This is a genomic window from Microcoleus sp. Pol1C5 (assembly GCF_036701115.1).
Lineage (GTDB): Bacteria > Cyanobacteriota > Cyanobacteriia > Cyanobacteriales > Microcoleaceae > Microcoleus.
Genome location: NZ_JAUBQE010000073.1, coordinates 1 through 26245 on the forward strand (window position 1 = coordinate 1; position 26245 = coordinate 26245).

Below are 26245 nucleotides of genomic sequence, written 5' to 3' on the forward strand. Positions count from 1 at the left end.
TAATTGGGTCAACAGGTAAAAAATGAGTAAAATTACTCATTGACAACTTTGGTTTTAGCTTAACTTGTGAGTAATGCTTCTAAGGGAACGATTCGATCACTGTAGTGCAGTTCCAAATCATCCGCCCATGTTTTTTCACCGCGAAGCGATCGCACCAAGGGTAGCTGTTCCACTGGATACATCTCCCCTGTCCCTGCCCGATAAACGTGATAGGTTCTTGAGAGTTGCTCAATTTCGGCTTTGGGTAAATCTTGAATATTCAGTAACTGCTGTGAAACTGGATTGGCGAAAACCAGTTGTCCTTTCGCGTCGTGAACGGATATGCCAAAAGGAATGGCATTAAGGAATTTATTCTGGCGATTTTGCGTCGATTGTACCTGAGTGTAGAGTCTGGCGTTGGTAAGTGCGATCGCCGCCTGAGTTGAAAGCAATTGAATCACTTCCAGGCGATCGGGTGTAAAAACGCCATCTGCTAAATTATTTTCCAAGTAAACAATGCCAATTAATTGCCCTTGATTGAGTAGAGGGGCGCAAAGGATAGACTTGGGCTGCTGTCTTTTGATATAAGCATATTGGGTAAATCGGCCTTCACGGGCAACATTGGTTTCAATCAGTCCTTGTTTAGTCCTCTCAACATAGTGAATAATCGACAAAGGAAGACAGCTTTCTATAGGAGTAGATTGCAACACCATCACCTGATTTGAGTTAGCCTCACATGACGCTTCGACTCTTAGTTGTCCTTGAGACTCTAAAATTAGATAGCCAGTTTGTGCACCACAGCTTTCCACCAGGATTCTCATCAAAGTCGTGATGAGTTTATCCAACTCAATTTCACTGGCAATTGCCCCAGATGCTTTCATCAATGCTGCCAAATCCAGGAGTTCACCTGAAGTATTTCCAGAAGTATTAGGTAGGCTGTTGCGCGAATTTATGGACATATTGGCTGTCGAAAAACGCTTTAAAAGTTCTGGATACTGTCCTTTTAAATCAGTCAATTTAGCTGTTGCGCCCCAACGTAAATAGCAGTAGTAAGCATTTGTCATATAGGCTTGGGCAACTTGCTCTTTTCCCCAAGCGATGTAGAATTTGGCAGCCAGTTCATTAGCCAAAGCCTCTTCGTTGATGTACTCATGTTCTTTGGCTAAGGCAATAGCGCGATCGTAGTAGTCGATTGCCCTAGCCTTTTCACCCAAAACTCGATATCGTTCTGCCTCCACTAGATAGAATTTATGGAGGTGAGTCATTGGAGCAAACTGCGCCCATTTTTTGAGCTTTTTCTGGTTGGCTTTAACCTTCTGGAGGATGAGTTTTTGCTCGGACTTGGGTGCGTCAGAATAGATAGCAAAATAAACTAAAGAATTGTAGAAATGGTAGAGAGGAATAGTACCTACAGCGCTGTCGCTATATTTTTCGGCTGATTTGGCATTTTCTATAGCTTGCTGATAGTCTTGAAAAAGATAGCAGAGAAATAGCTTGTAAAAATAGAGGGATCGACAAAGATTTTGAGCATTCGCCTCTAGATGCAGGGGTAACATTTTTGTTTCGTCATAGCTTTCACCGATTAAACGGCACTTATCTTCAGCCTGTCCCATCAAGTTCAATACAACCTGTCGATTAAGTTGGTTGTAGTAATATGATGTTTCTTGCTTTAGTTGGCTGAGGCTATTACTGTACATTGCCATCTCTCGCTCGACTGTTGCCAAGTCCTTCCCCAATACATAGGAATGGTAGGAGTATACACAGGCCGAATAAGCTGCATATTCTAAATCTCCCGTTTCCAGGCCCATCAAGTAAGCATCCCGCAAAGGGTTTAAAGTTTCCCTAAGATGATATTTCCAATGTTTGATAAAATAATTAACAATAAATATGGTTCTGGCTTTGAGTTCTTTAGCATTAAACTTATCGAGTAACAAGAGAGCAAGTTGTCCAAATTGATAACCAGTCTCAATGTCTCCTACGGTTTCTCCCGACAGAATCAGTCCGTAAGTAGCATAGGCACAAGAAGACACAGAAGTATTCCCGTACTTGATGGATAAATTGACCTGTTTAAACGCCATTAGCGGTAGCAAGTCAGGTGTGGAAAAATGGGCAGCGGACACTATACCTGATAAGATACGCATAGCTGCCAACTTATAAGGGTCAGTCATCACTGGTAAGTCGATTAAGTCCTCGATTCGCTTCCCTGCTAAACTTAACTTAGTCTTCACCAGTTCAAGGAAAATATTTAATTTTGTTGGTTTTTTGGGAAAGCGAATACCCAACAGCTTTAATACTGAAAGGGCCGTATCTATTGCTTCTAACGGCTGGTTTTGTGCTGTATAGGCTTGAATCTTGACTTCATAGACTTTCACTTTGTCCAGCAATGAAGTAGCTTGTTGAAGCACAATGTCAGCCAATTTTTCCATTTCCTCAACGCGGCCACTCAAGATAGCAGCTTCTACTGTTACCACATAAAGTGCCAGAGTGAGGTCATACTGACGAAGCCAACTATCTGCACTCAGGCAATTTATACCAATTATTAAGTAATTCCACGCGGGTTGCCAAGCTGCTGATGCCTTCGCTTTTTTGCCAGCAATCAGATTTAATTGAGCAAGTTTATCTCTTTCTAACTGAACGTCTATTGCTTCAATACTGAAGTTGAGTTGATTGACAATATCAAAAATCTTTTGTTGGCGTACCTGTGGCGGTGTATTTTGTAACAACAGTTGCCCGACTTTCCAGTGAACCGCTTGCTTGTCGTCTGGGGGAATGAGAGAATAGGCAGCTTGCTGGATGCGATCGTGAGCAAATTTATAAGTAATTTTTAAGTCATTCGCCACTCGGTTGGTTTTCAGGAATTTGTAATCATCCCCAACGGGTAATATCAATCCTACTTGAATAGCCTCCCATAATTCATTAGCAGTTTCTTGTTGACAATTTTCATTAATAATTGAAAGCGTTTCTAAATCAAATTGGGTGCCAATACAAGCGGCTAATCGTAAAAGTTTTTGTAATGACTCTGATAACGTTTTAATTTTATGTGCCATAAATTCAACAACGTTATCAGTAATATTTCTAGTAATAATTTGCTCTAAATTCCAGCGCCAAGCCCCAGCATTAGGATCAAAATTTAGCAATTGATCTGTATCAAGTGACTTGAGAAACTCTTTAATAAAAAATGGATTTCCTTGTGTTTTTTGCCAAACCAACTCGGCTAATCTTTGTGTAGGGGCGCACTCGGTTTTCAGCGTATCCGCAATGAATTCATTAACCTGGTTTAAATTTAAGGGTGAAAGGGAGAGATGATTAATTACTACTCCCTGTTTTTTCATTTCAGATAAAGTCAGCATAGTAGGATGAGTTGCACTGACTTCGTTATCCCGATAAGCTACGATTACAAACAGATATTGAGTAGTAAAATCGGTTACTATCAACTGAATCAATTGCAGCGTAGCGGTGTCTGCCCACTGAAGGTCGTCTAGAAATAGGACGAGGGAATGTTCTTTTTGGCAAAAGACCTGAATAAAGTTTTTAAAAGCTAAATTAAACCGATTTCGTGCTTCTGTTGCAGGTAATTCGGGGACGGGATTCTGTTTGCCAATAATTAGTTCGACTTCGGGAATGATATCAATAATAATTTGTCCATTGCTGCCTAATGCACCTCGAATATTCTCTTGCCACTGTTGTAATTGCGCTTGAGTTTCGGTGAGCAATTGCCGCACCAATTCTTGGAATGCAGCGACTAAAGCTTGATAGGGAATATCGCGTTGCAACTGGTCAAATTTACCTGCAATAAAGTAGCCACCTTGGTGAGTAATGAGCTTATAGAATTCCTGAACTAAAGCTGATTTTCCAATACCCGAGTATCCAGAAATTAGCATGAGTTCAGTTTGTCTCTGTACGGGCCATTTTTGTGACTGAGTTGTAGTTGGGTTGCTCGCGCCTACTTGTTTCTCTTTTACCGAAGCTACGCGATCAAATGCAGCCAATAAGGACTCAATTTGTGGTTCTCTCCCGTACAGTTTTTGAGGTAGTTTTAATTGAGGATAAATGTCTTGGGTTCCCAAGGAAAAAGCTTTAATTTTGCCATTTCTAGATTGAGCGAGACATTTATTAAAATCTGCCTTGATTCCCCAAGCAGTTTGATATCTATTTTCTGCCGTTTTTGCCATTAATTTTATGACAATTTTTGAGACATTCAAGGGAATTTTTGGATTAATTTCATGAGGTGGAGTCGGTTGTTTTGCAATATGGCAATGGACTAACTCAAGTGCATCGACGGATTCAAAAGGCAACTGGTTGGTTAGCAGTTGATAGAAAGTAACGCCAAGAGAATAAAAGTCGGTACGATAGTCGATTACTCTATTCATCCGTCCTGTTTGTTCGGGGGAAATATAAGCTAATGTCCCTTCTAGAAGATGAGGAGTTTTGAGGGTGGGATTCTCTTGGGATAGGATGGTAGATAAGCCAAAGTCAATAATTTTTAATTGTCCGGTTTGAGGATTTAAGACAATATTAGATGGATTGATATCTTTGTGAATGACCTTTTTTTGATGAACTTTGCCTAACGCATCTGTGATTTGGATGGCTAGGTGGAGAAACTCTGGTAAAGCCAAGGGACGGCCATCCAGCAGGATTTTTAAGGACTCTCCTCCAAAATCCTCTAACAACATGACTTGTGTGTTTTCGTATTTTCGCAGTTCGTAGGCTTTAATGGTTTCCTCTAGGTTGAGACGGCGAGTGATTTCGTATTCCTGCTCATAGCGGTAGAGTTCGGCTGGTGTGGGGTAATCCTCTTTGAGGAGTTTCAAAATCAAAGGTTGCTGATTTGATTTGAGGATGCCTCGGTATACGAGGGAATTCGCACTTTCGTAAATCTGGCTGACAATTGTGATATCTGGCAGTGAAATCATGTTGGGAATTATGGCTGCCTAAAAAAGTTAAGTATACAAATAAATATAACATGGGGAGGAGCGGGTGAGAGGAGCAGTAAACTCGCTCCGAATATAAATCCTTGCCTGACTCCCCCCTACAACTCCCGATCTTTTATTATTGCTTTTTGGCTCTGGACTTACTTACGCTATATTTAGCGTACAAGTGTACTGGCACTTGCAGCGTCTAGCTACTGTGCGATCGCCAAAACTCGAAAATCTAGAAACGGACAATAATTAATGATAAAATAGCTTAAGGATTCAGTTACCCAATTGTGGTAATCTGAAAACAATCCACTTTCATTCTCGATCGAGTGCGTGCAGCTATGCGACTCGGTAAAATTTTACCAAAGTTTTGGCTTTTCACAATAGCGTTATTTTTCTCAGTATCGCTGTTGATTAAAGTTACTAAAATCCACAATTATTTCGGCATCAACCGCGCCGATACTGAAGTGAAAGTTGTTGCCCTCACCTACGACCACGGGCCCTATCCTCCCTATACAAATCAGCTTTTAGATATCTTAGACCGCTATTAAGTTAAAGCAACTCTTTTTGAAATCGGTCGCAATATTGACAAACATCCAGAAATCGTGAAAATGATTGTCGCGAGGGGAGATGAGTTGGCAAACCATTCCTAATCTCACAAATCGCATTTGCCATGCTGCTCTGGCTGCAAGAAAATCTAATTCAGGCATCAAAGTCGGAACTAAAGCTGCCCAAAACTGCACCTGTAAAGCAGAGTTAGTAGCAATTTTTTTAACCAGTTCCAGGAGCAAAACGAGGTTGTAGGTGGTTTCCGGGAGGCGAGAACCGGGAAGAAGGGCGATCGTCCGAACTCCGGGTATTAACTGCAAATCTTTGCCCGTAGAATTGAGGTTGTCCATGACAGGATTGCCGACAAATTGAGCTTTCTTTAAACCCTGTCGGTTTAAGTCAGCAGCAGTCAAAGCATCTCTAGTAAAAACCGCCCGACATTTCTCTGAGCAAAGCAACTGCCACAAGATTAAACCCAAATCGACTCGCCCTTCGTAATAACTAGAATGGGCCGACAGAAAAATTATATAGGGGCGGTTGCTGGCATGGGCGATCGCCGTCGCGACAATATCCCCAGTTGCCACCACCAAATCGCAGTGGCGCGAATGCCTCCAAACAGCCTGCAATTGCTGCCAAGTCAAAGCAATCAGCCCCGCCCCAATATCTTTGAGGAAAAACAAGGGGTTCATGTAAAAAACTCCCCCAGACGGCATTTGACTGGTGGGTCCAATAATGGGCACAGTCGATCGGCGGTAAGCAGCCCCGTCACCTACAATCGGGATTGCCGAAACATCAAAATCCGCGCCAGATACTCTTAAAGCTTTGAGAATTTGACAGTTAATCGAGTCTTCCCCGTGGCCGTTGCTGAGGAAAACTATCCTCTTCGATTTCATATAATCGGAATACAATCAGAATCAGTGCCGAGCTTTTTTTAAAGACAGCCGTGCGATAGCTAAACTCGGGCGGGCTAACTTTTTGTTAGTCTAATTTAAATACATTGTGGAAGTGAAACAGCGTGAATATTGAAATTGGGCGGGGCAAAAGCGCTCGCAGAGCTTACGGCATAGATGAAATTGCGCTTGTACCCGGACAGCGCACCCTCGATCCGAGTTTGGCAGATACCAAGTGGCAGATTGGCGGGATCGATCGAGAAATCCCGATCATCGCCAGCGCCATGGATGGAGTAGTCGATGTCCGCATGGCCATTTTGCTGTCGGAATTGGGAGCAATGGGCGTGCTCAACCTAGAAGGAATTCAAACCCGCTATGCCGACCCCCAGCCAATATTAGAGCGCATCGCCAGTGTGGGGAATCACGAATTTGTTTCCCTGATGCAGGAACTTTATGCCGAACCCATCAAGCCAGAATTAATCGAGCTCAGAATTAAAGAAATTAAAGCTGGAGGAGGGATTGCTGCAGTTAGCGGTACACCGGCCGGCGCGAGCAAATACGGCCGGGCGGTTGCTGAATCGGGAGCCGATATATTTTTTGTCCAAGCAACTGTAGTATCGACAGCTTTCCTTTCCCCTGAATCAATCTCATCTTTAGATTTGACTCAATTCTGTCAAGAGATGCCGATACCAGTAATTCTGGGTAACTGCGTGACCTACGAAGTCGCCCTGAATTTAATGAAAACTGGAGCTGCGGGCATTCTCGTGGGCATTGGGCCGGGGGCTGCTTGCACATCTAGGGGCGTATTGGGTGTCGGCGTTCCTCAAGCCACAGCGGTAGCAGACTGCGCCGCTGCGCGGGACGACTACTATCGCGAAACTGGCAAATATGTGTCGGTGATTGCTGACGGCGGTTTAATTACTGGCGGCGATATCTGCAAGTGCATTGCCTGTGGTGCCGATGGAGTGATGATTGGTTCACCTTTTGCCAGGGCCGCCGAAGCTCCGGGCCGCGGCTTCCACTGGGGGATGGCTACTCCCAGCCCGGTTTTGCCTCGCGGCACTCGCATTCGCGTGGGGACTACGGGTACTGTGGAACAAATTTTGCGGGGGCCTGCGGTGCTAGATGACGGTACGCACAACTTGCTCGGAGCTCTAAAAACTAGCATGGGTACCTTGGGCGCTAAGGATATTAAGGAGATGCAGCAAGTGGAAGTGGTAATTGCTCCTTCTCTGCTGACTGAGGGTAAAGTCTATCAAAAAGCTCAGCAGTTGGGCATGGGTAAGTAGATTTACCGATCGAATACCAGCATACCTTGACAAAATTTGTTCAAGAGTCTCGAAATTTACAGAATATTGTGGAATTATCGAGAAGGAGATGTCACAATAGAAGAAGCGGAGACGCATGTTTCCGTTCACTCCTCACACCACACTCCGCCCGGACTACTGTTCGGGCGGTTCCTTTTTTGACGGAAATCTTGGCTCTTGCTTACTAGATACAGAACTGAGGCTTTTAGCTCCGGAGAAGGGGAGAGTCTGGGAGTGGGAGAATTTTTTTTCTACATAAGTGCATTCTGCCTTCGGAAACATCAGTGCCTTCGGAAACATCAGTGCCTTGTTCGTTCAGACACCTTGTGCCTTCTTCCTTCTACCGTCTTCCCTCTTCCTTCTACCGTCTTTCTTCTTCCTTCAGAAGCGTTCTGTTAAAATCGTTGACGCAAGTGGTTACATTTTTTGCTAGACTTGTTATCCGAGAAATAGTATTTACAAGGATGGCTAGGGATGTCAGCAGCCGCGCAAGTAACCGACTCTACCTTTAAGCAGGAAGTGCTCGATAGCGAAGTTCCAGTTCTAGTGGATTTTTGGGCTCCCTGGTGCGGGCCCTGTCGGATGGTGGCGCCCGTCGTAGACGAAATTGCCCAGCAATATGAAGGGCAGGTCAAGGTAGTAAAAGTTAATACCGACGAGAATCCTAACGTGGCCAGCCAATACGGTATCCGCAGCATTCCGACGCTGATGATATTTAAGGGCGGTCAACGTGTGGATATGGTTGTTGGGGCAGTTCCGAAAACTACTCTGGCCAACACTCTGGAAAAGTACATTTAACCCAACTGCGAGCGGTTTCGCGCTGTTCTTTTTGGGCCGCGAAAGCTCACTCGCTTCAGAACCGGGGCAAAGCTACGGGAAAAGTTATTAGTTGTCAGCAGGGCAATTTGCTGGTGGCTATTAGCTTATAACTTTGGCTTGCCCCTTAATTTTTAGTAGAGACAATTTGTTATCGTTTCGGAAAAATTCATGATTCGTTCTGGGTCTGGTCAAGGTTTTGAGTCCCTCCAAGCTGAAGTGATGGATTTGCTCGATCGCTTGCCAATGTTGAAGCACTCTGAGTGGATCGAACGATCGCTCTCTACTATAGTGCAAATGGCCAGAGAGGATCTCGATCGCCTAGACTTGAAGATTATTGCGGCGGCGCTCCGAGATATGGAGAGCGCTTTTGAGCTGTTTTATCCTTACCGCCACGTTCGCAAAATTGTGATTTTTGGTTCGGCGAGGGTGTCACCGCAATCGGCAGAATATTTGATGGCTAGAGACTTTGCGCGCGCGATCGCCCAGCAGGGGTTTATGGTGATTACTGGCGGCGGCGGGGGAATTATGCAGGCGGGGAACGAGGGGGCGACTGCGGAACGTTCTTTTGGGCTGAACATTCAGTTACCTTTCGAGCAGAGTTCTAATCCTTTCATTGCCGGCGATCCCAAATTGCTCAATTTTAAATATTTTTTCACTCGCAAGTTATTTTTTCTCCGGGAGAGCGATGCTTTGGCTCTGTTTCCGGGCGGTTTCGGCACTCTGGACGAGGCTTTTGAGTGTCTGACTTTGACTCAAACTGGCAAGTTCGGGCCAGCTCCTGTGGTATTGATCGATCGACCGGGAGGAGATTATTGGCACGATTGGAATTATTTTGTGCAAAAACAATTGCGTGGCCGGGGTTTGATTTCAGCCGACGATCGCAGCCTGTATACCATTACTGACGATATAAATGTCGCTTGCGAGGCTATAGGTAGTTTTTATCTGGTTTACCACTCCTGCCGCTACGTGCGCGAAAAACTGGTAATTCGCTTGAAAACAGAGCTTTCTGATGATAATGTCGATCGGCTAAATACTGATTTTAGCGATATTGTTGTCACCGGAAAAATTGAAAAAAGTCAAGCTTTGCCGCCGGAAATTGGAGATGTGACTTTCGATCTGCCGCGCCTGACTTTGCATTTCAACCAGCGGGATTTGGGGCGGCTTTATCAGCTAATTGCTGCTATTAATCAAATGGGTGCAGCTTCGCCGGCGGCGGCCCATCCAGAACAAAAGTAGTTATTAGTTATCAGTCATTAGTCTTTTTAAATATGGGTGAGATTAGATAGAAGTTGGACAACTTGTATTTTGACAAAAGCGCTCGGATGAGATAAGTTTTTGTAAAAAGTAAATAAAAAAGCGTCCAAGAGCCAAAGAAAATCTTGTCAATACCTTGATGGCGTTGTTTGGGAAAAAAACAGCAAAATGCTAGACCTGCTGCTAATTGCAATTTTGGGATTTCTCGGCAGTTTCGGTCACTGCGCGGGGATGTGCGGCCCGCTGACAATGGCGTTTTCTCTTTCTAATTCCGGCAACGATAAATTAGCGACTTTGCGCTTTCACCTGCTGCTAAATTTGGGGAGAATAGCTGCTTACGCTTTGGTTGGTGCTGCAATTGGCGGACTGGGTTCGGTGTTAATTGCTGGCGGACTTTTGGCAGGTACGGGTAGCGAATTGCGGCGGGCGATCGCACTTCTCACCGGCACGATGCTGATTTGGTTCGGAATAGGGCAAATTAAACCGAACTTGCTGCCGGGATTGCCCCGATTGCACCCGCTGTCGCACGATCGAGTCGGACAAGCAATGAGCAAGCTTTCGGCACAAAAAAAGTGGTGGGTGCCGATTGCTTTGGGTTTGCTTTGGGGTTTGATTCCCTGCGGCTTCCTCTACGCAGCGCAGATTAAGGCGGCGGAAACCGGAAATTCGGTTTTGGGTGCGGCGACGATGCTGGCTTTTGGACTCGGCACGCTGCCAACGATGCTGGGAGTGAGTTTTTTTGCTGGCAGATTGAGCGCGGACAAGCGCAGTCAACTGTTTCGTGCGGGTGGTTGGGTGACGGTGGCGATCGGAATTCTTACCTTGCTGCGAACCGATGAAATGGTTGATTTTACTGGGCACGCAGCGCTGCTGTGCTTGATGCTAGCACTGTTGGCGCGTCCGGTTAGCAAGTTTTTGCCACAACTGTTGCGCTATCGCCGCGTCTTGGGTGTGGGCGCGTTTGTCTTAGCAGTCGCCCACACGTTTCATATGCTGGATCATACGCTGCAATGGAATTTTGATGCTGTGTCCTTCATGTTGCCGCAACATCAGTTGGGAATGGCGGCTGGGATGCTGTCGCTGCTGTTGATGCTACCGGCAGCGGTTACAAGTTGCGATCGCATTCAAAATTATTTAGGCCAACTGTGGCGAATGCTTCACCTGTTAAGCGTTCCAGCTTTCTTGCTGTGCGCTGTACACGCGGCACTCATCGGTTCCCACTATCTCGGCGGCTTTGAATGGAAGTTGCACAATCAACTGCTGACAGCCGTGTTAGCGGTGGTTGTGGTGTTAGTTACGCTTGTGCGATCGCGCTTATTTTGGTCAGTTTTATCACTGGAGAAGTTCTATGTTTCGCCTGTCAAACACAAGTAAAAGTTTAGGATTGTTAGTTTTTTTGGGATTGCTAATTGAAGCAGCAATTCCCACTGCGCCACAGTTAAACTCGATTTCAGTTTTGGCGCACCAAGTCGAAGTTTCGGGAGATGTAGCTGCTACCTTTCACCTAGAACCAAACCACAACCCTCGCGCCGGACAGTCTGCGAGAGTGTGGTTTGCGCTGACTCGTCGGGGCGGCAAAATTATCCCCTTAGAGCAGTGCAATTGCAAATTAGCGGTTTATCCAAAAGAGCGCCAAGAAGGGGATAAGCCACTGATGCAGCCGCCTTTAAAAGCCATATCAGCCGAGAAATATCAAGGGATTCCCGGAGCTGATATCGTGTTTCCCAAGGCTGGCATTTACCAGCTTGAATTGAGAGGAACAGCAAAAAAACAAGCTAATTTTCAACCATTTAAACTGAGTTACACTGTCACCGTTAGGTAATACCATTTGAGATTTTAAGGACTGATTATGGAGAGATTTTATGTAAATTAACTGCCGAGAGAGCCGAGAGCGCCGAGGGGAGAAAAGAAGAGGAAAATTGAGAGCAAGTTTTCTATTTTAAGTTAAGGATTTTAAGTTAAGGGGGACACGCGATCTATAATTGAGTATAATTACTATTATAGCAACTACCAAGAGGCTTAGGACGTGCTTAATTGCTGAAACTATTGATGTTATTGATTTTATTGCGCTTGGCTTCTTCCTTCTTCCTTCAAACAGCAAATCTTAATTTTTAATAAAGATAAGTCAGTGCCTTCTGCACTAAGTAAATTTCTGCGTTACCTTGTCAGTGTCCATTATGAGATTTGTGCAAGCTAACGTCTCTTGAACTGACCAAAGGATATAACGATGGATATCTTATCTAACACCGTGGCCCTATCGCGGATGCAATTTGCGCTAACCGCCATATTCCATATGCTGTGGCCAGTTTTGACAACTGGAATGGGGATTTATCTGGTAATTGTTGAAGGAATGTGGCTAAAAACTCGCAATCCCGACTACTACCATCACGCTCGTTTTTGGTCTAAACTCTACGTCCTTAACTTCGGTATTGGAGTAGCTTCAGGAATTCCGATGGAATTTCAGTTTGGAACGAATTGGGCACCATTTTCTGAAGCTGTTGGTGACTTTTTTGGCAGCATTTTGGGCTTTGAAGCTTCAATGGCATTTATGCTAGAAGCCGGCTTTTTAGGAATTATGCTGTTTGGTTGGGAGCGCGTTCACCCGATCGTCCATTATTTCGCTACAATCATGGTAGCCTTCGGCGCTAACCTATCCACAGTCTGGATTTTAGTCGCTAACTCTTGGCTGCAAACTCCTGCAGGCGGAGAAATGGTCAATGGCAAGTTTATTGTCAGCGATTACTTTCAAGCAATTCTGAACCCGTTCGCATTAAACAGCATTCTCCATATGTTTTTTGCGACGTTGGAAACTTCGCTGTTTGTCATTGGGGGAATTAGCGCTTGGTACATTCTCAATAAGCGCAACCAAGCTTTTTTTTCCAAGTCTTTAAAAATTGCCATAGCGACAGCAATCGCCGTTGCACCTTTGCAAATATACATCGGACATTTGAGTGCCGAACAAGTTTATCACTACCAACCCACTAAGTTAGCAGCAATCGAAGCTAAGTGGGAAACTTCACCAGCGGGAGAGTCCGCAGATTGGACTTTGCTAGCTTTGCCTAATGAAAAAGCCCAAAAAAATGACTGGGAAATTAGCGTGCCCAATGGCTTAGGATACATTCTAGAATTCAAACAAAAACTCTCCGAACCCGTACTCGGCTTGAAGGAATGGAAGCCAGAAGATAGACCCCGGATGGTGGGTTTAATCTACTATTGTTTCCGCATCATGTCCGGGATTGGATTCTTCTTTTTAGGACTGATGCTGTTCAGTATAATTCAGTGGCTGCGAGGCAAACTTTCTGCTGAAAATATTAGTAGTCAACCTTGGCTGATGCGCGCTTGGGTATTAGCTGCTCCCCTGGGGTATATTGCTGTAGAATCCGGTTGGATTGTCCGCTGTGTCGGCAGACAACCGTGGGCTTTATACGGGCAAATTCGCACTGCTGATGCGGTGTCAAACATCCCCGCCAGCAATGTTTTAACTTCTCTGAGTTTCTTTGCAGTTATTTACAGCTTTTTGTTTGTTTGTGCCTTGTTTTTTGGCAGCAGAATTATTCGCAAAGGCCCTAATTTAAGTCTGCCTGTGCCAGGTTTAGACAATGAACCTGCAATCGAAAGTCAACCCGGAGAGCACATTCCCGATCAACGTCCCGTAGAAGCACAACAATAGGAGATTGTATGCAAGCTTTGGAGCATTTTCTCCCACAAGTTTGGTTTGTAGTTTTGGCTTTGTTTCTCCTGCTATATGTCATGCTAGACGGTTTTGACTTAGGAGTAGGCATCCTGTCTCTGACTGCTTCCGACGAGGAACGCCGGGGCATTTTAATGACGAGTTTGGGCAACGTTTGGGATGCCAACGAAACTTGGCTGGTGTTGATGGGAGGCGCTTTATTTGGCGCATTTCCCCTCGCTTACGGTACGATTTTGACAGCGCTGTACATACCGATTTGCATGATGCTTTTTGGTTTGATATTCCGGGCTGTAGCCTTTGAATTTCGCGAGCATTCTAATCGCAAATTACTCTGGAATTATGCCTTTGGTGCTGGCAGTTTTTTAGCAGCTTTAGCTCAAGGATTCGCCTTGGGTGCCGTGCTCGAAGGCATTGCGGTTGATGAAGCCGGTCACTTTGTGGGGACTACTTGGGATTGGCTGGATTGGCGATCGATCTTGGTTGCTTTGACGCTGATTCAAGGCTATGTTTTGATCGGTTCAACCTATCTAATTATGAAAACCGAGGGCGAACTGCAAACAAATCACTATCGCACGGCTAAAATTGCGGCGGTGACGACTTTAATTGGAGCAGTTTTAATTACGATTGCCACTCCGATTTTTTACGAAAGTGCTAGATCCAGGTTGTTTGAGAAACCGCTAGTTTATGTCTTTGCCGCGATTCCTTTGCTTGGAGTGCTGTTGGTAGGACTGCTGCTGAAAAGTCTCGCAAATAAAGAAGAACGCACGCCATTTATCTGGACGATTCTGATTTTTTTGCTTACTTTCATCGGCTTGGGATTGATTGTTTTTCCCTACATTATTCCATCAAAAATCACGATTTACCAAGCCGCAGCTTCGCCCAGCGCCCTGGTATTTATGATTGTGTTTATGGGCGTTCTGCTCCCGATTATGATTTTTTACAACATCTACAATTATGTTGTGTTTCGGGGTAAGGTTGTCGGCGGTCACTACGGCGAATAAAGCATAATAAAACCGCAGATAACGCCAATATACGCAGATAGGCTCAACACTAGATCCGGGTTTATCTGCGTATATTTGCGGTTAAAAATTACAAATTATTGTTGTCTGATAGCATCACAACTTACGCAAGCATACTATACATAACATAGGGCAAATAGTGCGGAGTAGGCAAAGGAAGTAATTTAGGATTAGCGATCGCACGTCATGCACTTTGAAATTTGATATTTGAGATTGCTCGCAAGGATGAGTCCGGGACTTGCGATCGGGATGGGGAGCTTTTTTCACAGGTACACTGATGAATCCGGATGCTTGCGACCAAATTACTTTCGCTCAAATAAGAGTTTATAAACTTTGGGAAAAAATTAAAGTTAATTCTGTCCCTAGCGAGGGTGCATAGTTTGCGATCGCTATCTTTGTAAAATAATAAAATACAATAGAATGCAAGGTTTTAATTTAACGGTTGTACAATAAACGGTTAATAACTTATGGATGCGATCGCTAATTTGTTAGGTTATGAGATTACAGAGAAACTTTATGTAGGTACACGTACCCTAGTCTATCGAGGCATCCGTACCCGTGACCAATACCCAGTCGTAGTCAAACTGCTGCGAAACAAATACCCCACCTTCAACGAGCTCGTCCAGTTTCGCAACCAATATACCATTGCCAAAAATCTCGACTTCCCTCACCTCGTCAAACCCCTGACGCTGGAAGTATACCAGAATAGCTATGTTCTAGTAATGGAGGACTTTGGCGGAGTCTCCCTATCTACTTATCTCAAAACCGCAACAAATGAAACCGAACCGTCTCAAGTTTTACCTTTAGCAGAATTTCTCCAACTCGCCATACAACTAACAGACATTATTCACTATCTATACCAAAAGCGAGTCATTCACAAAGATATTAAACCCGCTAATATTCTCATTAATCCCGACACAAAAGAAATTCAACTAATTGACTTTAGTATTGCATCCCTCCTACCACGAGAAACCCAAGAAATCCAGAATCCCAATATCTTAGAAGGAACATTAGCCTATCTCTCTCCCGAACAAACAGGACGGATGAATCGAGGCATTGACTATCGTAGTGACTTTTATTCCCTGGGTGTGACTTTTTATGAATTGTTGACAGGAAGGTTGCCATTTATCTCTGATGATCCGATGAAATTGGTGCATTGCCATCTTGCTAAACACTCGATACCCATCCATCAAATAAATCCAGAAGTTCCCCTAATTTTATCGAAAATTGTCAGTAAGCTGATGGCGAAAAATGCCGAAAAACGCTATCAAAGTGCATTAGGATTAAAACATGATTTAGAAAATTGTTTATTTCAGTTACAAAAAACAGCCAAAATTGAAGATTTTGAACTCGGAAAGCGAGATATTAGCGATCGCTTTACTATCCCCGAAAAGCTCTACGGTAGAGAAAAAGAAGTTAATCAACTATTAGCTGCCTTTGAGCGAGTTAGCCTGGGAGCAACAGAAATGATGCTAGTAGCAGGTTTTTCAGGAATTGGGAAAACCGCCGTTGTCAATGAAGTTCATAAACCCATTGTCCGTCAGCGCGGTTATTTTATCAAAGGCAAATACGATCAATTTCAACGCAACATTCCCTTCAGTGCCTTTGTGCAAGCATTCCGCGACTTAATGGGTCAATTGCTATCAGAATCCGATACCCCATTGCAAAGATGGAAAACCCAGGTTTTAGCAGCAGTGGGAGACAACGGACAAGTCTTGATTGACGTGATTCCTGAGTTAGAAGGAATAATTGGCGCTCAACTTCCTGCAACAGAATTGTCAGGAAGTGCCGCCCAAAATCGCTTTAATCTGCTCATGCAGAAATTTGTGCAAGTTTTCACGAGCAAAGAACATCCTTTAGTGATGTTTTTGGATGACTTGCAATGGGCGGATTCAGCCTCCCTGAATTTGCTACAATTATTGATGATGGATACAGGATATTTATTAGTATTGGGTGCCTATCGAGATAATGAAGTTTCGCCCGTACATCCATTTATCTTAACAGTAGATGAGATAGTTAAAAGTGGGGCAAGAGTGAATACGGTTACTTTGCAACCGTTAAGCGAACCGGATATGAATTTGTTGGTAGCAGATACGCTGAATAGCGAATCATCTCTTGCCCAACCTTTGACAAAATTAGTCTATCAAAAAACTCAGGGCAATCCTTTCTTTGCCACTCAGTTTCTCAAGTCCTTACATGACGATCAGCTAGTTAGCTTTAATTGGGAGATTCGGCATTGGCAGTGCGATCTTGCTGGGGTCAAAGCCTTAGCGATCACTGATGATGTCGTTGAATTCATGGCTTTACAATTGCAGAAGTTGCCACCAGAAACTCAGGATGTTCTCAAATTAGCTGCTTGTATTGGAGCGCAGTTTGATTTGAATACGTTAGTAATTGTCAGTGAAAAATCTGCGGGAATGACGGCTACGGCTTTATGGAAAGCATTGCAGGAAGGTTTGGTGATTCCCACGACCAAAATCTATAAGTTCTTTACCCAATCGGATAGTGATGAAGTTTTCAAGGCTTCAGCTAATCCAACTTATCGATTTTTACACGATCGCGTCCAGCAAGCCGCATATTCGCTAATTCCCGATTCGCAGAAAAAAGCAACGCATCTCAAAATAGGACAGTTACTCCAGCAGAATTCCTCAGAGATAGAGCAAGAGGAAAAACTGTTTGATATTGTCGGGCATTTAAATCGAGGAATTGAGTTAATCGCCCAACCCAGCGAACGAGAAGTATTAGCTCAACTAAACTTAGCAGCCGGACGCAAGGCAAGAAGTTCTACCGCATACACTGCGGCAAGAGTTTATCTGCAAACGGGGATTGGGCTACTACAAGTAAATTGTTGGCAAAGTCAGTATGAATTGACTCTGAACCTCTATGTTGCAGCCGCCGAAGCTGCCTATTTGAATGGTGACTTTGACGGAATGGAGGAGATTGCAGGACTGGTTTTGCAAAAAGCTCAGTCGATTTTAGACAAAGTTAAAATTTACGAAATTCAGATTGCCGCACAGATAGCTCAGGGCAAGTCGTTAGCAGCCATTGCAGTAGCCACAGAAGCACTCGGACAATTAGGGGTTGAACTGCCCACCGAAGCTGACGAACCATTAATTGGCAAAGCGCTACAAACCCTGGCCACCCAACTTAAGGGCAAACGGATTGAAGAACTAGCTGATTTGCCGGTGATGACCGATGCCAAGGCGACTGCTGCCATGCAACTGTTAGCAATATTATTTGCACCCATTATCCAGGGAAGACCAGGTTTACTGCCCCTACTGAGTTCCACGATGGTGAGTTTATCGCTCTCCTTTGGAAATACACCCGCATCAATTGTCGGATATGCGATTCACGGCATGGTGCTGTGTGCCTTTTTGGGAGAGGTTGAAACCGGCTACGGTTTGGGTAAATTGGCATTCTCATTGATTGAGCGCTTCAATGTGAGGGAATTCAAGTCCATAATTCTGGCTATGTTTGGGTTCTATATTCAGCATCACAAGGAAGCTCTCAGAGCAACGATACCGACGCTGAAAGATGGCTATCTAGCTGGCATGGAAACTGGTGATTTTGTCCACGCTGGCTACAGCATAATCAATCACTTTTACGCCCACTTTTTCAGTGGAGTAGAACTAGATACTTTAGAAACCGAAATAGCAGCTTATAGCGCAGTCATGGTGCAGGCAAAGCAACATTCTGCCCAAGTTTATTTAGGGATGATGGGGCAAATAGTGCGGAACTTGAGGGAAACTGTAAGTCAACCGAATTGCTTAATCGGCGATGCCTACGATGAAACGGTGATGCTTCCTAAGCATCATCAGGACAACGAACTTGCGTTGAGCGCTTTTGCTTACATCTACAAACTGCTCCTTGCCTACTTGTTTGGCAATTATCCGGCTGCCCTAGACCACATTGTGCAAGCCGAACAGTATTTTATGGCAGTATCGGGAGTGATTGTTGTTCCCATTTTCCATTTCTATGTAGCTCTGACGCACCTGGCGCTCTTCCCCACCCAGTCAGAAATTGAACAAGCTGAAATTCTTGCGGAGGTAGAAATCCATCAAACGACTCTGCACCAGTGGGCGCAAAATGCTCCGATGAATCATTTGCATAAGTGGTATTTGGTTGAAGCAGAAAAGCATCGAGTTTTGGGTAATAAAACTGAGGCGATTGAACACTATGACCGGGCTATCTCCCTCGCTAAAAAAAATCAATTCCTCAACGAAGAAGCCCTCGCCAACGAACTAGCAGCGAAATTCTACTTGGAATGGGGCAAAGAAAAAGTAGCTCAAGCCTACATGGTTGAAGCGTATTATTGTTATGCCCGATGGGGAGCTAAAGCCAAAATAGACGATTTGGAAAAACGTTATCCTCGCCTACTCAGTATTATCCTTCAGCAACCTCAATCCTTTACTTCCTTTAAAGAAACGATCGCCCGGGGAACCATTACTTATAATACCAACTCTTCTAGCAGCAACTCGGAATTTCTCGATGTGCCTACTCTGATCCAAGCCTCTCAAGCCATTTCTGGCGAGATTGAAGTAGATAAACTCCTGACTACTCTCCTAAAAATAGCGATCGCGAATGCTGGCGCCACTAAGTGTGTCTTATTGCTCAAACAAAAACAGTATTTACAGGTAGCGGCTCTTGTAGTAGAGGGACAGGAACCTAAGCTATTACCATCAATACCTCTAGAATCAAGTCAGGATGTAGCAATTAGTTTGGTTAACACTGTCAAGCGTAGTTTGAAACCTTTGGTAATAGTTGATGCTAGGGTAAGTTCCCAGCTTGCGAGCGATCGCTATATTGAACAGCACCAGCCGATCAGTGTTCTTTGTATTCCAATTCTTAATCAAGGGCAGTTGATAGGAGTTTTATACCTGGAAAATAACCTGACGGTTGGCGCATTTACGAGCGATCGCATTGAAGTGCTAAATTTGCTGGCTTCTCAAGCTGCTATTTCCTTAGAAAATGCCCGTTTGTATCAAGAATCTCAACAAGCATTTACAGACCTCAAACAGGCACAAATAACGATTGTTCAAAGCGAAAAAATGTCAGCGTTGGGAAACTTAGTGGCTGGGGTTGCTCACGAAATTAATAATCCAGTTGGTTTTCTGGTTGGCAATATTCAACCCGCCTTAGATTATATCAAAGATTTGTTTGGATTGCTCGATTTGTATGAACAAAAATATCCGCAACTCGATCCAGAGATTCAAGAGGAAATCGAGAACATCGATCTTGATTACATCCGGGAAGATTTACCGAAATTAGTAGGTTCGATGCGGGAAGGCGTGAAGCGGATTCGGGATATTAGTACCAGTCTACGGACATTCTCCCGTGCCGATACTAACTATCCCGTAGCTTGCAATATCCATGATGGCATCGATAGCACCATAATGATCCTGAAACATCGCCTCAAGGCTAACGATACTCGTCCAGAAATCAAAGTGATTAGGGAATATGGGAATTTGCCACCAGTGGAGTGTTATGCCGGACAGTTGAATCAAGTATTTATGAATTTGTTAGGTAATGCGATCGATGCTTTAGACGAATCAAATCAAGATCGAAACTATGCAGAAATCGTCAATCAAATTATCATTAAAACTGAAATTTATGACGAGAATAAAAAACAAGCGATGATTCGCATTAAAGATAACGGTGTGGGCATGAGTGAACCAGTGCAAGAGAAGATTTTTGATGAATTATTTACTACCAAGGCAGTAGGGAAAGGGACAGGGTTGGGATTGGCGATCGCACGGCAGATTGTAGTTGAGAAACACCGCGGTTCACTGAACGTCAATTCTACTCCGGGTCAAGGAACAGAATTTATTATCACCTTACCAATTAAGCCAGAACAAAAAAGTTAACTTTTCCATAACATTCAGCCTCATTTAGCCAACCACTCACTCAGCTATTTTCCAACAATTCACAATGGCTATAAATCATTCCGCTCAAAACCACAACCTTCCTACAAACGTTCTAATTCTCAACTATCAAATTATCGAAACAGTTTATTCAGGAAGTCGCACCTTAGTTTATCGGGCTATCCGTACCAGTGACCAATTACCTGTGGTCATCAAACTGTTGAAAAACGACTATCCCACCTTTAGCGAACTCGTGCAGTTTCGCAATCAATATACCATTGCTAACAATCTTAACTCACCTCTGATTGTCCAAACTTATAGCCTGGAACCCTATCAGAATGGTTATGCGCTGGTAATGGAAGACTTTGGGGGAATTTCTCTTAAGGATTGGGCACAGAAAGGGAAAAATACACTCTCTTTGAGAGAATTTTTGGAAATCGCGATCTCACTGTGCAATACCTTAGATATATTGTATCGTCATCGCATTATTCATAAAGACATTAAACCCAGCAATATCTTAATTAATCCCGAAACCAAACAAGTCAAATTAATCGACTTTAGTATTGCATCTTTGCTACCACGAGAAACCCAAACACTAATCAATCCCAATGTCTTAGAAGGAACACTAGCTTACATTTCCCCTGAACAAACAGGAAGGATGAATCGGGGAATTGACTATCGGACTGACTTTTATTCTCTAGGTGTTACCTTCTACGAATTACTGACAGGAGAGTTACCTTTTCAATCAAACAATCCGATGGAGTTGGTACATTGTCATATTGCCAAAGTAGCACCATTAGTACATGAAATTAACCCACAAATCTCGCCTTTACTATCAAAAATAGTTAGTAAATTGATGGCAAAAAATCTCGAAGAGCGCTATCAGAGTGCATTAGGAGTAAAGTTTGATTTAGAGAAATGTTTTACTCAACTTCAAGAAAACGGTCAAATTGAATACTTGGAAATTGCTCAAAAAGATGTAAGCGATCGCTTCATCATCCCCGATAAACTTTATGGAAGAGAAACCGAGGTGTCAACTCTACTACAAGCATTCGAGCGAATCGCTAACCCCTCTGAATACCCCCTTGCTAAGGGGGGAAATAGGGGAGTAGAAATGATGCTAGTAGCTGGTTTTTCGGGAATTGGAAAAACAGCAGTCGTTAAGGAAGTTCATAAACCAATTGTGCGGCAACGGGGTTATTTTATTAAAGGTAAATTCGATCAATTTCAACGCAATATTCCCTTGAGTGGATTTGTGCAAGCCTTCCGAGATTTAATGGGGCAATTGTTAACCGAAAGCGATGCACAGATTCAGCACTGGAAAAACCAAATATTATCAGCAGTTGGAGAAAATGGGCAGATAATTATTGAAGTCATCCCCGAACTAGAAATAATTATCGGTCAACAACCACCTGTGATAGAATTATCAGGAACGGCGGCACAAAATAGATTTAATTTATTGTTTCAAAAGTTCACCAAAATTTTTACCACAAAAGAACATCCATTAGTGATATTTTTAGATGATTTACAGTGGGCAGATTCGGCATCGCTGAAATTAATGCAGCTTTTAATGGCTGATACAGGTCATTTGTTATTAATAGGTGCATACCGCGATAACGAAGTCAATGCAGCACATCCATTAATGTTGACCGTGGGTGAACTCCAAAAAAGCCAAGCAACGATTAATACGATTAATTTAGCACCACTCAGCCCAAAAAAAGTAAATCAGTTAGTAGCTGACACCCTGAAATCGACCGAAAGTTTGACATGGCCTCTTTCCCAACTGATATTTCAGAAAACCAAAGGAAATCCATTTTTTGCTACGCAATTTCTCAAAGCCTTACATCAAGAGCGACTAATTCAATTTAACTACCCCTCTCTATCCCCCACCCCCCTTTCATCCTCCCTTACCAAGGGGGGACAGAGGGAGGTACAAGGGGGCTGGGAATGTGACATCGCACAAGTAAATCAGCTTGCCGTTACAGATGATGTCGTTGTCTTTATGGCATTACAATTAGAAAAGCTACCGCCCTCAACTCAACAGATGTTGCAGTTAGCTGCTTGTATTGGCAATCAGTTTGATTTAGCAACATTGGCAATTGTTTCGCAACAATCTCAAATTGAGACGGCTGCTGCTTTGTGGAAAGCATTACAAGAAGGGTTAATTTTACCAGTTGGTGATGTTTATAAGTTTTATGTAGGGCAAGAAAATCAAGCAGTTCCTCAACAAAGTTCTCAGAAGGTTGTATACAATTTTTTACACGATCGAGTACAGCAAGCTGCTTATTCGCTGATTCCCGACGATCAAAAACAACTGACGCACTTAAAAATTGGGCAATTGCTTTTAAGTGTAATGAGCAAGACAGAAAAAGAGGAAAAAATCTTTGATATTATCAATCAATTAAACAAAGGAGCCGATTTAATTGTCTCAGAAATAGAACGTGCGGAATTAGCAAAGCTAAATTTAGCTGCTGCACAAAAAGCCAAATCTGCCACCGCTTACATCGCAGCAATTGAATACGCCACTAAAGGCATAGAACTTCTCACAGTAAATTGTTGGCAACAATACTATGATATAACTTTGGCTCTACATGATTTAGCAGCAGAAGTAGCTTGTCTAAGCGCTGAGTTTAGACGAATGGAACAGATAGTCGAGTTGGTAGTACAAAATGCTAGTCAATTACTAGACAAAGTTAAGGTCTATGAAGTGACAATTTTAGCTGACGTAGCCCAGAGCAAACAGCCCAAAGCTATTAAAACCGCTCTTTCTGTTTTGAAATTATTTGGAATATCGTTTCCAGAGCAGCCCACTGACACAGAGATTAATCAAAGTTTGCAACAGGCTCAAGATGTATTAAAAGGAAAAGATTTAGAAGATTTGTTGGCACTACCTGAGATGATAGACCTTCAAGCTCTGGCAGTGATGCGAATTTTAGGAACCGTGACAGCAGCAGTCTATCAAGCGATTCCAAAACTACTGCCGTTAATTGTCTGCAAGCAAGTTAGGTTATCAGTTGAATATGGTAATGCTGCTGTATCAGCGCAGGCTTATGCTTGGTATGGAGTAATTTTGTGCGATTTGGGGCAAATAGATTTAGGTAATCGCGTTGGTCAACTGGCAATGGAACTACTATCACGTTTCCAGAATAGAGAATTTAAAGCCAGCACCATTAACATGGTTTATCCGTTTGTAAAGCCTTGGAAATATCATATTCAAGATTCACTTGCTCCTTTACTGGACGGATACCACAGCGGTCTAGAAATGGGTACTTTAGAATATGCTGCTTACTGTGCATACAATTACTGCTCGCTGTCATTTTTTCTAGGAAAAGATTTGTCAATCCTAGAACGAGAGATGAAGGTTTACAATCAGGCATTAACTCAACTCAAACAGGAAGTCGCTCATAATTATCTTAGAGTCTTTTATCAATCCGTCTTAAATTTGCTCGGTAAGAGCAAGTGTGCTTGGGAAATTAAAGGTGTAATCTATGACGAAAACATCATGTTTCCCTTGCATCAGAATGCTAACGATCTTTACGCAATGGGAACACTATCTATCAATAAATTAATTCTTTGTTACTTGTTTAATGAATGGGAGCAAGCAATTAAAGTGGCAGTTGATGCCAAACAATATTTGAGCGGAATATCCGGCTGTTTTATGGTTCCGGTGTTTCACTTTTACGATTCTTTGGCCTATCTTGCTATATTACCCAACGCTCAAAGTAGAGACTGCGATGCCTTCGGCGGCCTTCGCCCATCCTTTCCCCAGGAAGTTATTAGCAACCAGAAAAAACTCAAACAATGGGCAGATCATGCACCCACCAACCATTTACACAAATTTTATTTGGTGGAAGCAGAACAGTATCGGGTGTTGGGAAAGATGTATGAAGCAATGGATTACTACGATCGCGCTATAGCCTCTGCCAAAGAAAACGCATATATCCAAGAAGAAGCACTAGCGAATGAACTTGCCGCCAAATTTTACCTCAATGGGGGGAAAGAAAAACTCGCCCAAGCATATATGCAAGAAGCATATTACTGCTACGCGCGTTGGGGTGCGAAAGCCAAAGTTGCTGACCTTGAAAAACGCTATCCCCAACTTCTCGCCCCCATCCTCCAGCAAACCCGTTCTCCCCTGTCAGCTAAAGAAACTATCTTCACATTGGGGAGTGTCACTTCTACCAATTACCCCACTTGCCACAGTAGCAGTGCCTCTGGAACTCTAGATTTAGCTGCCATTCTTGAAGCTTCTCAAACTATCTCAGGCGAAATTGAACTGTCCAAACTGCTTTCATCATTGCTTTCTATTGTTATTGAAAATGCGGGGGCTGATAAATGCGTGTTAATGCTTTTGCGAGACAATCGCCTGCTGATTAAAGGGTCAATTACTACAGGGACGCAGCCAGTTGTGTTGCAAAGCCTTCCTGTTGATGATAGCCAGGATATTCCGCTGAAGCTGATTTACAAAGTCTTGCACAACAGGCAGACTGTTGTGCTGTTTGATGCCACGATCGATCCGATTTTGGCCAATGACCCTTATATTATTCGTCAGCAGCCTCAGAGTATCTTGTGCAGCCCGATTTTGCATCAAGGGAAATTGCTGGGCATTTTATATCTAGAAAATAATTTAGCGCAGGGGGCATTTACAAGCGATCGCGTCGAGATCCTCAATCTACTTTGCGCTCAAGCTGCTATCTCCCTAGAAAATGCCAGACTTTATGAACGGTCACAAACCTATTCCCAACAACTAGAACAAGCCTTACATGACTTGCAGCAAACCCAATTGCAAATGATTCAAAGCGAAAAGATGTCGGCCTTGGGAAACTTAGTTGCTGGCGTTGCTCATGAAATTAATAACCCTATCGGCTTTATTGCGGGCAATTTGAATGAAGCTAAGTCCACAGTTAAAGACTTAGTGGAGCATCTCAACCTCTATCGCGATCGCGCCCTAGAAACAGAGATTGCCGACCATGCCGAAGATATCGATTTAGACTATATTATCGAAGACCTGCCCAAAATCATCGACTCGATGCAACTGGGATGCGATCGCATTAAAAGTATCAGCACTAGCCTCCGCACTTTTTCTAGAGCTGACAAAGACTACAAAGCGCCCTTCAACATCCACGAGGGCATAGACAGCACGATCTTAATTCTCAAATATCGATTGAAAGCCAACGATCGGCGACCCGCAATCGTTGTAGTGAAAGACTACGGCAATATTCCCGATATCGAATGCTTCCCCGGACAGCTTAACCAGGTGTTTATGAACATTCTAGCCAATGCGATCGATGCGCTAGATGAGTCCAACATTGGGCGAGATTTTGCGGGAATAAAGGCTAATCCTAATCGAATTAAAATTATCACTTCTGCGGAAAATCAACAGGTAAAAATTACCATTACTGATAATGGTAAGGGAATGAATGAAGAAGTTAAACCACAAATATTTGACCATTTATTTACTACCAAGGAAGTAGGGAAAGGAACGGGGTTGGGATTGGCGATCGCTCGTCAAATTGTGGTTGAGAAACATGGAGGGGCGATCGAGGTAAATTCTGTAGGGGGAGAAGGGACGGAGTTTACGATCTCATTGCCGATAAAAGGATAAGACTATCTTGATAGCTCGCCATCTTTCTCTTCAAAAGTGAAAATAAATAAAAGCGGTAGAGTCTGTCGCCTGGGGATTTCGCAGCTCTATTTTCCTCAGACTCAACCAATAAAAGTGTATAATTAGTTACAAGAGTCAATGTCTGAGATGGGGTAATCCAGATGAGTGCAGCAGTGGATTTGACGAAGCGAGTTTCAGGATATCATCTGGGTGAGCAATTATACTGCGGTTCGAGAACCGTAGTTTATCGAGCCATTCGAGAAACAGATCAGCTTCCGGTTGTCATTAAACTATTAAATCGAGACTATCCCAGCTTCAGCGAACTGCTGCAATTCCGCAACCAGTACACCATCGC

General features: G+C 43.5%; 12 protein-coding genes and 1 pseudogene. 11 read left to right on the forward strand and 2 right to left on the reverse strand.

The window, feature by feature from the left end; translation table 11 throughout:
- Nucleotides 1-59: 59 nt before the first annotated feature.
- Nucleotides 60-4892 carry an AAA family ATPase gene (locus QUA23_RS28115; protein ID WP_333079141.1) on the reverse strand — a complete coding sequence of 1611 codons (4833 nt, stop codon included), beginning with the start codon at nucleotides 4890-4892 and terminating at the stop codon, nucleotides 60-62.
- 413 nt (nucleotides 4893-5305) lie between these two features.
- Between QUA23_RS28115 and QUA23_RS28120 the strand changes: the two genes are divergently transcribed.
- Complete coding sequence (locus QUA23_RS28120) at nucleotides 5306-5446, forward strand: polysaccharide deacetylase family protein (protein ID WP_333093954.1); 141 nt, start codon at nucleotides 5306-5308, stop codon at nucleotides 5444-5446.
- Here QUA23_RS28120 and QUA23_RS28130 read toward each other — a convergent pair.
- On the reverse strand, nucleotides 5432-6337 hold the full coding sequence (locus QUA23_RS28130) for a lipid-A-disaccharide synthase-related protein (protein ID WP_333401223.1): 906 nt from the start codon (nucleotides 6335-6337) through the stop codon (nucleotides 5432-5434). The two genes, QUA23_RS28120 and QUA23_RS28130, sit on opposite strands and share 15 nt — an antisense overlap.
- Before the next feature lie 122 nt (nucleotides 6338-6459).
- On the opposite strand from QUA23_RS28130, the gene QUA23_RS28135 reads away from it, so the two are divergent.
- The 10 genes and pseudogenes from QUA23_RS28135 to QUA23_RS28180 all read left to right on the forward strand — a co-directional run.
- Nucleotides 6460-7623 carry a GuaB3 family IMP dehydrogenase-related protein gene (locus QUA23_RS28135; protein ID WP_333066301.1) on the forward strand — a complete coding sequence of 388 codons (1164 nt, stop codon included), beginning with the start codon at nucleotides 6460-6462 and terminating at the stop codon, nucleotides 7621-7623.
- A gap of 492 nt (nucleotides 7624-8115) precedes the next feature.
- On the forward strand, nucleotides 8116-8439 hold the full coding sequence (gene trxA, locus QUA23_RS28140) for a thioredoxin (RefSeq protein WP_006631199.1): 324 nt from the start codon (nucleotides 8116-8118) through the stop codon (nucleotides 8437-8439).
- A gap of 189 nt (nucleotides 8440-8628) precedes the next feature.
- The gene (locus QUA23_RS28145) at nucleotides 8629-9696 is read left to right on the forward strand and encodes an LOG family protein (protein WP_333079145.1); all 1068 of its coding nucleotides are present in this window, start codon (nucleotides 8629-8631) and stop codon (nucleotides 9694-9696) included.
- A gap of 186 nt (nucleotides 9697-9882) precedes the next feature.
- Complete coding sequence (locus QUA23_RS28150) at nucleotides 9883-11088, forward strand: urease accessory protein UreH domain-containing protein (RefSeq protein ID WP_333079146.1); 1206 nt, start codon at nucleotides 9883-9885, stop codon at nucleotides 11086-11088.
- On the forward strand, nucleotides 11063-11536 hold the full coding sequence (locus tag QUA23_RS28155; RefSeq protein WP_333079147.1) for a hypothetical protein: 474 nt from the start codon (nucleotides 11063-11065) through the stop codon (nucleotides 11534-11536). Before QUA23_RS28150 ends, QUA23_RS28155 begins: the two co-directional genes overlap by 26 nt.
- Before the next feature lie 405 nt (nucleotides 11537-11941).
- Nucleotides 11942-13384, forward strand: a complete 1443-nt coding sequence (locus QUA23_RS28160) for a cytochrome ubiquinol oxidase subunit I (protein ID WP_333079149.1) — start codon at nucleotides 11942-11944, stop codon at nucleotides 13382-13384.
- Nucleotides 13385-13392: 8 nt separating this feature from the next.
- On the forward strand, nucleotides 13393-14406 hold the full coding sequence (gene cydB, locus QUA23_RS28165; protein WP_333079151.1) for a cytochrome d ubiquinol oxidase subunit II: 1014 nt from the start codon (nucleotides 13393-13395) through the stop codon (nucleotides 14404-14406).
- A gap of 485 nt (nucleotides 14407-14891) precedes the next feature.
- Nucleotides 14892-20288 carry an AAA family ATPase gene (locus QUA23_RS28170; RefSeq protein WP_333079152.1) on the forward strand — a complete coding sequence of 1799 codons (5397 nt, stop codon included), beginning with the start codon at nucleotides 14892-14894 and terminating at the stop codon, nucleotides 20286-20288.
- Between the two features lie 64 nt (nucleotides 20289-20352).
- The gene (locus QUA23_RS28175) at nucleotides 20353-25890 is read left to right on the forward strand and encodes a protein kinase domain-containing protein (RefSeq protein WP_333079154.1); all 5538 of its coding nucleotides are present in this window, start codon (nucleotides 20353-20355) and stop codon (nucleotides 25888-25890) included.
- Nucleotides 25891-26051: 161 nt separating this feature from the next.
- A pseudogene (locus QUA23_RS28180) lies at nucleotides 26052-26245 on the forward strand (hypothetical protein); the annotation flags it as partial.

Excerpts from the sequence above, each read along its gene's own strand:
- QUA23_RS28115 (WP_333079141.1), bottom strand. The coding sequence starts at position 4,892 with ATGATTTCACTGCCAGATATCACAATTGTCAGCCAGATTTACGAAAGT.
- QUA23_RS28155 (WP_333079147.1), top strand. The coding sequence starts at position 11,063 with ATGTTTCGCCTGTCAAACACAAGTAAAAGTTTAGGATTGTTAGTTTTT.
- QUA23_RS28130 (WP_333401223.1), bottom strand. The coding sequence starts at position 6,337 with ATGAAATCGAAGAGGATAGTTTTCCTCAGCAACGGCCACGGGGAAGAC.
- QUA23_RS28150 (WP_333079146.1), top strand. The coding sequence starts at position 9,883 with ATGCTAGACCTGCTGCTAATTGCAATTTTGGGATTTCTCGGCAGTTTC.
- QUA23_RS28160 (WP_333079149.1), top strand. The coding sequence starts at position 11,942 with ATGGATATCTTATCTAACACCGTGGCCCTATCGCGGATGCAATTTGCG.
- QUA23_RS28175 (WP_333079154.1), top strand. The coding sequence starts at position 20,353 with ATGGCTATAAATCATTCCGCTCAAAACCACAACCTTCCTACAAACGTT.
- trxA (WP_006631199.1), top strand. The coding sequence starts at position 8,116 with ATGTCAGCAGCCGCGCAAGTAACCGACTCTACCTTTAAGCAGGAAGTG.
- QUA23_RS28170 (WP_333079152.1), top strand. The coding sequence starts at position 14,892 with ATGGATGCGATCGCTAATTTGTTAGGTTATGAGATTACAGAGAAACTT.
- QUA23_RS28145 (WP_333079145.1), top strand. The coding sequence starts at position 8,629 with ATGATTCGTTCTGGGTCTGGTCAAGGTTTTGAGTCCCTCCAAGCTGAA.
- cydB (WP_333079151.1), top strand. The coding sequence starts at position 13,393 with ATGCAAGCTTTGGAGCATTTTCTCCCACAAGTTTGGTTTGTAGTTTTG.